At 61.6% G+C, this 11,426-nt stretch carries 8 protein-coding genes and 1 pseudogene; 5 read left to right on the forward strand and 4 right to left on the reverse strand.

What is annotated here, in order from left to right:
• Window positions 1-47: 47 nt before the first annotated feature.
• From fdhF to C4N04_RS23410, 4 genes are all read left to right on the forward strand, one after another.
• Window positions 48-2,927 (forward strand): formate dehydrogenase subunit alpha, encoded by a 2,880-nt coding sequence (gene fdhF, locus C4N04_RS23395; RefSeq protein ID WP_077992100.1) that lies wholly within the window; start codon window positions 48-50, stop codon window positions 2,925-2,927.
• 64 nt (window positions 2,928-2,991) lie between these two features.
• The gene (gene fdhD, locus C4N04_RS23400) at window positions 2,992-3,819 is read left to right on the forward strand and encodes a formate dehydrogenase accessory sulfurtransferase FdhD (RefSeq protein ID WP_106797142.1); all 828 of its coding nucleotides are present in this window, start codon (window positions 2,992-2,994) and stop codon (window positions 3,817-3,819) included.
• On the forward strand, window positions 3,809-4,054 hold the full coding sequence (locus C4N04_RS23405; protein WP_009986553.1) for a formate dehydrogenase subunit delta: 246 nt from the start codon (window positions 3,809-3,811) through the stop codon (window positions 4,052-4,054). Before fdhD ends, C4N04_RS23405 begins: the two co-directional genes overlap by 11 nt.
• 180 nt (window positions 4,055-4,234) lie before the next feature.
• Window positions 4,235-5,893, forward strand: coding sequence for an OFA family MFS transporter (locus C4N04_RS23410; RefSeq protein WP_106797143.1), 1,659 nt, complete (start codon window positions 4,235-4,237; stop codon window positions 5,891-5,893).
• Between the two features lie 82 nt (window positions 5,894-5,975).
• Here C4N04_RS23410 and C4N04_RS23415 read toward each other — a convergent pair.
• From C4N04_RS23415 to rocF, 4 genes and pseudogenes are all read right to left on the reverse strand, one after another.
• Window positions 5,976-7,722: pseudogene (locus C4N04_RS23415) on the reverse strand (PAS domain-containing methyl-accepting chemotaxis protein).
• 277 nt (window positions 7,723-7,999) lie between these two features.
• Window positions 8,000-8,476 (reverse strand): chemotaxis protein CheW, encoded by a 477-nt coding sequence (locus tag C4N04_RS23420; RefSeq protein WP_007632607.1) that lies wholly within the window; start codon window positions 8,474-8,476, stop codon window positions 8,000-8,002.
• Window positions 8,477-8,673: 197 nt separating this feature from the next.
• The gene (gene rocD, locus C4N04_RS23425; protein ID WP_077992090.1) at window positions 8,674-9,873 is read right to left on the reverse strand and encodes an ornithine--oxo-acid transaminase; all 1,200 of its coding nucleotides are present in this window, start codon (window positions 9,871-9,873) and stop codon (window positions 8,674-8,676) included.
• Between the two features lie 17 nt (window positions 9,874-9,890).
• A complete protein-coding gene (rocF, locus tag C4N04_RS23430) occupies window positions 9,891-10,826 on the reverse strand; it encodes an arginase (protein ID WP_106797144.1) in 936 nt (311 codons plus the stop codon).
• A 123-nt stretch (window positions 10,827-10,949) separates the two neighbouring features.
• Here rocF and C4N04_RS23435 point away from each other — a divergent pair, with 123 nt between their 5' ends.
• Complete coding sequence (locus C4N04_RS23435; RefSeq protein ID WP_179363777.1) at window positions 10,950-11,387, forward strand: Lrp/AsnC family transcriptional regulator; 438 nt, start codon at window positions 10,950-10,952, stop codon at window positions 11,385-11,387.
• The last annotated feature ends 39 nt before the right edge of the window (window positions 11,388-11,426 follow it).

Below are 11,426 nucleotides of genomic sequence, written 5' to 3' on the forward strand. Positions count from 1 at the left end.
CTTCTCACCCGACTTGCTCAATTCCATTTCCATACAGGAGGCCGACCATGTCTCTCATCCATGAAATCGACTACGGCACTCCCGCTTCGAAATCGGAAACAATGGTGACGCTGACCATCGACGGGCAGCAGATCAGCGTGCCGGAGGGCACGTCGATCATGCGCGCCTCGATGGAGGCCGGTATCGAGGTGCCGAAGCTCTGCGCCAGCGACATGATGGATGCCTTCGGCTCCTGCCGGCTCTGTCTCGTCGAGATCGAGGGCCGGGCCGGCCTGCCGGCCTCCTGCACGACGCCGGTGGCGGCCAACATGGTGGTGCGCACGCAGACGGATCGGCTGAAGGATGTCCGCCGCGGCGTGATGGAACTCTACATTTCCGACCACCCGCTCGACTGTCTGACCTGTGCTGCCAACGGCGATTGCGAATTGCAGGACATGGCAGGCGCCGTCGGCCTGCGCGACGTGCGCTACGGCTATGACGGCGACAACCATGTCAGGGCACGTAACAATGGCGAGATCAATCTGAAATGGACGCCGAAGGACGAGTCCAATCCCTATTTCACCTTTGACCCCTCCAAGTGCATCGTCTGTTCGCGCTGCGTGCGCGCCTGCGAGGAGGTGCAAGGCACCTTCGCGCTGACGATCGAGGGGCGCGGTTTCGGCTCCAAGGTGTCATCGGGTGCGCATGAAGCCTTCATCGATTCCGAATGCGTCTCCTGCGGTGCCTGCGTCCAGGCCTGCCCGACGGCGACGCTGACCGAGAAGTCGGTGATTGCGATCGGTCAGCCCGAGCATTCGGCCATCACCACCTGCGCCTATTGTGGCGTCGGCTGTTCCTTCAAGGCGGAAATGCGCGGCGAGGAGCTGGTGCGCATGGTTCCCTGGAAGGATGGCCAGGCCAATCGCGGCCATTCCTGCGTCAAGGGTCGCTTCGCTTACGGCTATTCCAACCATAAGGATCGCATCCTCAACCCGATGATTCGCGAAAAGGTCAGCGATCCCTGGCGGGAGGTGAGCTGGGACGAGGCCTTCGCGCATGTGGCGTCGGAGTTCCGCCGCATCCAGTATCAGTATGGCCGCGAGGCGATCGGCGGCATCACCTCGTCGCGCTGCACCAACGAGGAAACTTATCTGGTGCAGAAGCTGGTCCGCGCCGGTTTCGGCAACAACAATGTCGATACCTGCGCCCGCGTCTGCCACTCGCCGACCGGCTACGGCCTCGGCCAGACATTCGGCACCTCGGCCGGCACGCAGGATTTCGACAGCGTCGAACAGTCCGATGTCGTCGTCATCATCGGCGCCAATCCGACCGACGGCCATCCGGTGTTCGCTTCGCGGCTGAAGAAGCGGCTGCGCCAGGGCGCCAAGCTCATTGTCATCGATCCGCGCCGCACCGATATCGTCCGGTCGCCGCATGTCGAGGCTTCCTATCACCTGCCGCTGAAGCCGGGCACCAATGTCGCGGTCATGACGGCGTTGGCGCATGTGATCGTCACCGAAGGACTCTATGACGAGAAGTTCATCCGCGAGCGTTGCGATTGGTCGGAGTTCGAGGACTGGGCCGCTTTCGTCGCCGAACCCCAGCACAGCCCCGAACAGACCGAGATCTTCACCGGCGTGCCGGCGGCGGATCTGCGCGGCGCGGCAAGGCTCTATGCCAAGGGCGGCAACGGCGCGATCTATTACGGTCTCGGGGTCACCGAACACAGCCAGGGTTCGACCACGGTCATCGCGATCGCCAATCTGGCGATGGCGACCGGCAATATCGGCCGTCCCGGCGTCGGCGTGAATCCGCTGCGCGGCCAGAACAACGTGCAAGGCTCCTGCGACATGGGCTCCTTCCCGCACGAGCTGCCGGGCTACCGGCATATTTCCGACGATGCGACCCGCGATATCTTCGAAAAGCTCTGGGGTGTGAAGCTCAACAACGAGCCGGGCCTGCGAATCCCGAACATGCTGGATGCGGCGGTCGACGGTTCCTTCAAGGGCCTCTACGTCCAGGGTGAGGACATTCTCCAGTCAGATCCCGACACCAAACATGTCGCGGCCGGCCTTGCGGCGATGGAATGCGTCGTCGTGCAGGACCTGTTCCTCAACGAGACTGCCAATTACGCCCATGTCTTTCTGCCGGGCTCGACCTTCCTCGAGAAAGACGGCACCTTCACCAATGCCGAGCGCCGCATCAATCGCGTGCGCAAGGTGATGACGCCGCGCAACGGTTATGGCGATTGGGAGGTGACGCAGAAGCTTGCCCAGACGATGGGGCTCGACTGGAACTACAGCCATCCGTCGGAGATCATGGACGAGATCGCGGCGACGACGCCGAGTTTCGCGTTGGTGTCCTACGACTATCTCGACAAGATGGGCTCGGTGCAGTGGCCCTGCAACGAGAAGAACCCGCTCGGCTCGCCGATCATGCATGTCAACGGCTTCGTGCGCGGCAAGGGCAAATTCATCCGCACCGAATATGTGGCGACCGACGAACGCACCGGTCCGCGTTTCCCGCTGCTGCTCACCACCGGCCGCATCCTCAGCCAGTACAATGTCGGGGCGCAGACGCGGCGGACCGAGAATGTCGTCTGGCATGCGGAAGACCGGCTGGAAATCCATCCGCACGATGCCGAACAGCGCGGCGTTCGCGACGGCGACTGGGTGAAGCTCATGAGCCGCTCCGGCGACACGACGCTCCGGGCGTTGATTACCGATCGTGTGGCGCCGGGCGTCGTCTATACGACCTTCCATCATCCCAATACGCAGGCGAACGTCATCACCACCGATTTCTCCGACTGGGCGACGAACTGCCCGGAATATAAGGTGACGGCGGTGCAGGTTTCGCCTTCCAACGGTCCGAGCGACTGGCAGATGGAATATGACGAGCAGGCGCGGCAATCCCGCCGCATCGCCGGCAAGCTCGAGGCCGCGGAGTGATGATGAGGGGGTGGGCTGGGATCGACGGTGAAGCGGAGGCGGGTGTTTTTCATCCTGTTGCCGCATGGTAGATTTCCCCACCACCGCGCATGCCCCCGAAATCACCCGCCGTAACGGCATCATGCACAGCGGCTCTCGTATCGTGCCGGAGGAAGTGCCGATCGCCTTTTCCTATGGTGGCAGCTCGCATGCGGTGATGATGGCGACGCCCGCCGATCTCGAAGACTTTGCCGTCGGCTTCAGCCTGAGCGAAGGGATCATTGCTGAGCGGGCGGAGATATCGGGTATCGAGGTCGTTGCGGGTGAGCAGGGGATCGACGTGCAGGTCAGCCTTGTCGACGACGTCGCCGATGGGCTCCGGGCGCGGCGCCGCAGCATGGCGGGGCCGGTCGGCTGCGGGCTCTGTGGCATCGAATCGATCGAACAGGCAGTGCGGCCGGTGCCGGATGTCTCGGCATCACCACTGGCGCTCTCGCATGCCGATATCGTTCGCGCCGTTTCGCTTCTGAACGAGGCGCAGCCGCTGCATCGCGAGACGCGGGCGGTGCATGGCGCCGCCTTCTATCGTCCCGGCAAGGGATTGCTTGCCGTGCGCGAAGATGTCGGCCGGCACAATGCGCTGGACAAGCTTTGCGGCGCCGTCATCGGCTGCGGCGAAAGCGGCGATGACGGCGTCGTCGTCGTCACCAGCCGGCTTTCAGTCGAGATGGTGCAGAAGGCGGCAATCCTCGGCAGCCCGGTGCTTATCGCCATTTCAGCGCCGACGGCGCTCGCCATTCGCACGGCCGACGAGGCCGGCATGACGCTCGTCGCCCTGGTGCGCGGCGATGACTTCGAGATTTTCACCCACCCGCACCGCATCTCGCCCGGAAACATCGCCGATGTCGCATGATACCAAGACCAAACTCGTCTATATGGCAAACCAGATCGCCACCTTCTTCAAGAGCCAGCCGGCAAGCGAGGCCGCGGACGGGGTCGCCAATCATATCAACAAATTCTGGGAGCCGCGCATGCGGCGGCAATTGTTCGAAATTCTGGAAAAGGAGGAAAACGGCCTGGATGCCCTCGTGCTGCAGGCCGCTCCGATGATCCGCAAACCGGAAGCGGAAACACACCAGGTCCGGTAATCCAACTGACTCATGCCGACAAAGGCAGCAGCATGCCGCCTTTGTCATTTGACAGCCTCAAAATTTAAATCGATTTAAATAAAAACAGTCGGTAATTCAAAGTGTTATAGCGTCCTTTGCGCTCCCGAAGACGGGCGGCGCTTCAATCACAGCAAGGTCTGAAACAAGGAGGAGTTGTTCATGACGGCAGCGGAATCACGTACAGACGGAGCGGTGGCAGGCTCAGCCCTGCTCGATCGCGAAAGGATCGTGGCAAGGCCCGGTTTCAACAGGTGGCTGGTGCCGCCGGCCGCACTCGCCATCCATCTCTGCATCGGCATGGCCTATGGTTTCAGCGTGTTCTGGCTGCCGCTGTCGAAGTCGCTGGGGATTGCGGCGTCGACCGCCTGCCCCGATCTTACGCTCGCCTCGGCGCTGTTCACCACGACCTGCGACTGGCGGGTTGCCGACCTCGGCTGGATCTATACGCTGTTTTTCGTCCTGCTCGGCTCGTCGGCCGCCATCTGGGGCGGCTGGCTCGAGCGGGCCGGTCCGCGCAAGGCGGGTGTCGTTTCCGCCTGCTGCTGGTGCGGCGGCATCTTGCTGGCTGCCCTTGGCGTCATCACCCATCAGCTCTGGATCATGTGGCTCGGCGCCGGCGTCATCGGCGGCATCGGTCTTGGGCTCGGTTACATCTCGCCGGTCTCGACGCTGATCAAATGGTTTCCCGACCGGCGCGGCATGGCGACCGGCATGGCGATCATGGGCTTCGGGGGCGGCGCGATGATCGGCGCTCCACTTGCCAATCTGCTGATGAATGCCTTCAAGACCGATACATCGGTCGGCGTCTGGCAGACCTTCATTGTCATGGCGGTCATCTACTTCGTCTTCATGATGGGCGGCGCCTTCGGCTATCGCATCCCGCCGGCCGGCTGGCAGCCGGAAGGCTGGACGCCGCCGGCGGCCAAGAGCACGATGATCACCACCAAACACGTGCATCTGCGTGACGCCCACAAGACCAAGCAGTTCTGGCTGATCTGGGCGGTGCTTTGCCTCAACGTTTCGGCCGGCATCGGTGTTATCGGCATGGCTTCGCCGATGCTGCAAGAAGTCTTTGCCGGCTCGCTGATCGGCCTGCCGGATGTCGGTTTCGCCCAGCTCGACGCCGGTCAGAAGGCGGCGATCGCCACAACCGCCGCCGGTTTCGCCGGCCTGTTGTCGCTCTTCAATATCGGCGGACGGTTCTTCTGGGCGTCGCTGTCGGACAAGATCGGTCGCAAGAACACTTATTACTGCTTCTTCGTTCTCGGCATCGTACTCTATGCACTGGCGCCCAGCTTCGCAGGCATGGGCAACAAGGCGCTGTTCGTTCTCGCCTTCGGTATTATCCTGTCAATGTATGGCGGCGGCTTTGCGACCATCCCGGCCTATCTCGCCGATATTTTCGGCACGCAATTCGTCGGCGCCATCCACGGCCGGCTGCTCACGGCCTGGGCAACGGCCGGCATCGTCGGTCCGGTCGTCGTCAACTATATCCGTGAAGCGCAGATTGCCGCCGGCGTTGCACCCGGCCCGGCGCTTTATACTGGCACCATGTATATCCTCGCCGGCATGTTGGTGCTCGGCCTCATCGCCAATGCGTTTGTCAGGCCGCTCCCGGACAAGTGGTTCATGAGGGATGACGAGGTCGCGGCGCTGCAGGCGAAGTCGGCCGCCGTCAATGCCGGGCCGACCGGTTCCTTCGGCATCGGCACCGGCGGGCTGGATGCCAAGGCGATGCTCGCCTGGTCTGTCGTCGGCATTCCGCTGCTCTGGGGTGTCTGGGTCACGCTGAAGGCAACTTTCGCGCTGTTCGGCTGAGATATGAAGGCGCGCCGCAGGGCTCATGCGGCACGTTTTATCCCCGCTCTATGCAGAACAGTGGCGCGGTATGGAACCGAGGTCAGAACTCTTCCCAGCTCTGCGCAGTCGCAGTCGCCGCGCCGTGCGCCTTGGCAACACGGGAAACGAGATGCAGCGCCGGCGAACCTGTCTGTTTTGATTCTAGCCCGCCACCGGCGGGCGATTGGGCCTGGATCCGGGGCTGACCGGGCAGGCGGAATCTTGTCAGCAGGATCCGCAGCGTTTCGGCTTCCCTCGCAAGGCTGTGGCTGGCGGCGGTGCTCTCCTCGACCATGGCGGCATTTTGCTGGGTTGCCTGATCAAGTGTGTTGACCGCCTGGTTGATTTCCTTGAGGCCGGTTGCCTGTTCCCTTGAGGCTTCGACGATGGCGACGACATTGCCGTCGATATCGCCGACCTGTGTGACGATTTCCTCCAGCGCCTTGCCGGTCTGGCCGACGAGGCCGACGCCGTTCTTGACGAGGTCGCTCGACGTATTGATCAGCGCCTTGATCTCCTTGGCGGCGTTGGCGGAGCGTTGGGCAAGTTCGCGAACCTCCTCGGCCACCACGGCGAAACCTTTGCCGGCTTCACCGGCGCGGGCCGCCTCGACGCCGGCGTTCAATGCCAGAAGATTGGTCTGAAAGGCGATATCGTCGATGACGCCGATGATGTTGGTGATTTCGCGCGAGGACTGCTCGATCTGGTCCATGGCGGCGACGGCGTTGCGGACCACGACGCCCGACTGCTCGGCGCCCTGCTTGGTCATGGCGACGAGGCGGCCGGCTTCCTCGGCGCGACGGCTGGAATCGTTGACTGTCGTGGTGATTTGCTCCAGCGCGGCTGCGGTCTCCTCGATCGATGCCGCCTGCTGTTCCGTCCGCTTGGAGAAGGAATCCGCCGATTCGCCAATCTCGCGTGAGCCTGCGGCGATCGTGCTGCCATTCTCGCCGATCGTCTTCATCGTCTCGGCAAGGCCTGTGACCGCGGTGTTGAAATCGTGGCGCAACTGCTCCATCGAGGGGACGAAGGGCGTGTCCACCGTCCTCGTCAGATCACCTTCGGAAAGCTGACGCAGCGCGCTGCCGAGCAGCGAAATCGCGCTCATGCGCTCTGTGACGTCGGTCGCGAACTTCACGACCTTGTAGACCTTGCCGTCGGCATCGACGATCGGGTTATAGGCTGCCTGGATCCAGATTTCGCGGCCGCCCTTGCCAAAACGGACGAATTCGTTGGCGATGAATTCCCCGTTGGCGAGGCGCCGCCAGAAGCTGCCGTAGTCCTCGGTTCTGATATAGGCCGGGTCGCAGAACATGCTGTGATGTTTGCCGGTGATTTCGGCCAGGGAATATCCCATGGCCCGGCAGAAATTCTCGTTCGCGGTGAGGATCTCACCCTTCGGGGTGAACTCGATCACCGCCTGTGAGCGCGAGATCGCCTCAAGCTTGCCGGAATCCTCGACCGCCTGCTTTTTCGCGGAATGGCTTTCCACCCTTTGAAACAGGATTATAGGAAGCCTGGATCCATATTTGCCGGTTGCCCTTGGCAAGACGCTTGTAAGCGCCGGCATCATATTCGCCGCGTCCGAGCCGCGCCCAGAAGGCGCGATATTCCGCGGTCGCAGCATAGGCCGGCTCGCAGAACATGCTGTGATGTTTGCTGACGATCTCGTTCAGGCGATAACCCAGCGCGCTGCAGAAATTCTCATTTGCCGTCAGGATATTTCCGCTGAGATCGAATTCAATGATCGCCTGCGATTTGGAGATGGCGTCAAGAATGTATTTCGAATCGGAGCTTAGACCAAACATATCTGTCCCTTTGAGATGCACAGCATCTGCTGTTTCGGCCGGAGAAGCGAGGGGGCGGGCGAGGTATACCGGTCCTGGGAAGAACCGGGTAGCCGGTTATATCCCTCCGTGCCGGAGACTATCATCCGTATGCTTCACCTCCATGCTGAGGGAGCGTGGTTAATATTGTGTATTAAAGCTACTGCTAATAATATAATATCAGTGCGGTTTGCTTTCGGGCCTAAGAAAAACCGCCCCGGAGCGGGGCGGTTTTCAGTATTGTGTTGTCTAGATGCGATCAGGCCGCCAGTTCGTCCGTCTCGTTTTCCTTGAACATCTTGGCAAGGTTCAGGAAGCAGATCATGCCATTCTCCGAAGCGATGATGCCTTCGCAATAGGCGCGGTCGAACGAGGCGGTCACCTCAGGCACCGGCTGGACCTGGCTGGACGAAATGGTCAGAATATCCGAGACGCGGTCGACGAGCATGCCGATCACCATGCTGTGAACTTCGGCGACGACGATGGCGCTGCGTTCGTTGGCGACGGTGCTCTTCATGCCGAGCTTGTAAGCAAGGTCGATGATCGGAATCACCGAGCCGCGCAGGTTCATGACGCCGATGACATCGGCCGGCGCGTGCGGGATCGGCGTCGACGGCGCCCAGCCGCGGATTTCGCGGATGGTCGTGGTCTTGACGCAGAATTCCTGATCATGCAGGCGGAAGGCAATGATCTCGAGCGTATCGCCGCTGAAGCTAGTGGAATTGATCGTGGCCATTAGAATTCTTCCCAACTGTCGTAAGCCAAAGCAGAAGCGGGTGCGCCCCCATTGGCGCTGACGAGCTTTGCCTTCACACCACGCGATGGCTTTGCATTCGGCGAAGCATCGTTACGGTTACGACGACATTAGCGAAAGAGTGTTGCCCAAATCTAAATCGGAAACCGGATTAGCCAGGTTTTCAATCTCGATTTACGTCAGCCTATGGTCTTTTCGATCTGCGAAACCGCCCAATCCACCTGTTCTCTGGTGATGACCAAAGGCGGGGCGAGGCGAATCGTATGGTCGTGGGTATCCTTGGCGAGAAGGCCGCGTTCCTTCAGCGCATGGCAATATTGCCGCGCACCGCCCGCTTCTGGTTCCAGCTCGACGGCCATCATCAGACCGCGGCCGCGCACATCGCGAACGATGTTCGAGCGCATCGACTTCAGACCTTCGAGAAAATAGCCGCCCATCGCTGCGGCGTTTTCGATCATGCCTTCTTCCGTCAACACCTTCAGCGCGGTGCGCGCCACCGCGCAGGCGAGCGGGTTGCCGCCGAAGGTCGAGCCGTGCTGGCCGGGTTTCAGCACGCCCAGCACCTCGGTATTCGAAAGCACGGCCGACACGGGGTAGAAGCCGCCGGACAGCGCCTTGCCGATCAGTGTCACATCGGCCTCGATGCCTTCATGCTCTTCCGCCAGCAGTTTGCCGGTGCGGCCGAGACCGGTCTGGATCTCGTCGAGGATGAGGGTGACGTTGTTATCAGTGCAAAGCTCGCGGATGCGGGTAAAATATCCGGCCGGCGGGATGATGACGCCGGCTTCCCCCTGGATCGGCTCGATCAGCGCGGCGACCGTATTGCCGTTGATGGCGGCCTCGAAGGCCTCGGCATCGCCGAAGGGAATGGTGCGGAAGCCCGGCGTGTAGGGGCCGAAGCCGGTGCGGGCGTCGGGATCGGTGGAGAAACTGATGATGCTCAGCGTCCGGCCATGGAAATTATCGGCGCAGACGATGATCTCCGCCTGGCCTTCCGGCACGCCCTTGACCTCGTATCCCCATTTGCGCACCGCCTTGATGGCGGTCTCCACGGCTTCAGCGCCGGAATTCATCGGCAGAATCTTGTGCGAGCCGGTGAGCGCCGCCAGCTCTTCATAGAGATAGGCGAGCTGGTCGTTGCGGAAGGCGCGGGAGGTGAGGGTCAGCCGGCCCGCCTGCTCGACCATGGCGGCAAGGATTTTTGGGTGACAATGGCCCTGGTTGACGGCGGAATAGGCCGAAAGGCAATCGAGATAACGATTGCCGTCGGTATCCCAGACATGAACGCCTTCGCCGCGCGTCAGCACCACGTCGAGCGGCTTGTAATTATTGGCGCCGAGCCGCTGTTCCGTCGCAATCAATTTTTCCGAAGCGTTCATGGTCCTTCCCCTCTGGTCTATGCGGCGCGTGTCGGACGGTCGAAGATGCGGCGGCCGAAGAGGCTGGCCGTCAGTTCCACCAATATGCGGGCGCTCTTGCCGCGATCGTCGAGAAACGGATTGAGCTCGACCAGATCCAGCGACGAGACGAGACCGCTGTCCGAGAGCATCTCCATGACAAGATGGGCTTCGCGGAAGGTCGCGCCGCCAGGCACCGTCGTGCCGACGCCGGGGGCAATGTCGGGATCGAGGAAATCGAGATCGAGGCTGACATGCAGCAGGCCGTTCGCCTTGGCGACGATGTCGAGAATGTCCCGCATGATGGCGCCGATGCCCTGTTCGTCGATGGCACGCATATCGAAGACGTTGACACCGTGTTCGTGGATTTCTTCGCGCTCGCGCGCATCGACCGAGCGGATGCCGACTTGGAAGACATGCTTCGGGTCGACGAAGGGACGATCCTTCGGCAGGATTTCGGCGAACTCCGCCTCGCCGCAGAAGAAGGCGACGGGCATGCCGTGCATGTTGCCGGAGGGGGAGGTGGTGGGAGAATTGAAATCGGCATGGGCATCGAGCCAGAGCACGAAGAGCGGGCGGCCTTTGCTAGCGGCATAACGGGCCATGCCGGATACGGTGCCCATGGAAAGGCTGTGGTCGCCGCCGAGAATGAGCGGAAAGCGGCCGGAGGCGGCGACATCATAGACGCTGCTTTCGAGTGCGCGGGTGAAGGCGCCGACGATTCTCAGATTATGGGCCTTGGAATGGTTCGGCAGGTCCATCGCCGGCACGATCCTGAGATCGCCATTATCCGCGACATCGTGGCCGAGATCGATCAGCGTCTGGTCGACACCGGCAATGCGCAGCGCCGCGGGACCCATGGCAGCGCCTCTTCGGCCGGAACCTTCCTCCAGCGGTGCGCCGATGAGGGTGACTGATCGCGATTGGACATTCATTCGAGGGCTCCGTGTTTGAGGCCTGTTTCAGCCGATAGTGGGATAATGGTTTGCCGGCAAAAAGATGGAAAAGTGCCAGAAATGGATTATGATTGCGCAGATTGATAGAGCTATTTTGACAGAGTGATCAGTGTGGACGATCTCGATACCGAACTCTTGAGCGCACTACGCCACAATGCCCGCATTTCCGTCTCCTCGCTTGCAGCGATAACAGGTGCATCCCGGGCGACGGTCGCCGCCCGCATCGACCGGCTGGTCGCCAGCGGCACCATTGTCGGCTTCACCATCCGCACCAGCCACGAGACGCGATCGGCCGGCGTGCGCGCCATCGTCATGATCGAGGTGCTCGGCAAACTGGCCGACAGGGTGGCCGATCAGTTGCGGGGTCTGCCGCAGGTTCGCGCCCTTCACAGCACCAACGGCAAATGGGATTTCGTCGCCGAACTCGAGGATCGCGACCTTGTTTCCTTTGACGAGACGCTACGCCGCATCCGGCTGATCAACGGTATCAACTCGACCGAGACTAATATTCTCTTGAAGACGAGCAAGACGGGTTTTTAGAGCAATCCCAGGAAAAGTGCGAAGCGGTTTTCCGTCCGG

The sequence above is a fragment of the Rhizobium sp. H4 genome (assembly GCF_003013335.1).
GTDB lineage: Bacteria > Pseudomonadota > Alphaproteobacteria > Rhizobiales > Rhizobiaceae > Rhizobium > Rhizobium sophoriradicis.